General features: G+C 70.3%; 1 protein-coding gene. It reads left to right on the forward strand.

Going from position 1 to position 279, the window contains the following annotated elements:
* Positions 1–15: 15 nt before the first annotated feature.
* On the forward strand, positions 16–279 hold a 264-nt coding region (locus ACZ3HG_RS23420), incomplete at its 3' end, for a MarR family transcriptional regulator (RefSeq protein ID WP_465334728.1).

Genomic DNA, 279 nt, shown 5'->3' on the forward strand with positions numbered 1-279 from the left:
GGTATACTCGGGGGAATGACCCGCGACGACGATCTCCAGAGACTGATCCTCGCGGTGCACGCCCTCACGCGCACCGCCGCCATAGACACCAAGAACGACACCCCCGCTGCGCAGTGGCGCACGCTCACCCTGCTGCGCGACCACGGCCCGCAGCGCCTCGGCGACCTCGCGACCCTCAGCCGCATCTCGCAGCCCGGCATGACCCGACTCGTGCACCAGCTGGAGGATGCCGGCCTTGTCGCCCGTGGCATCCACCCGGACGACTCCCGCGTGAGCGTC

It is taken from the genome of Erwinia sp. PME.40.26/001 (assembly GCF_055556675.1).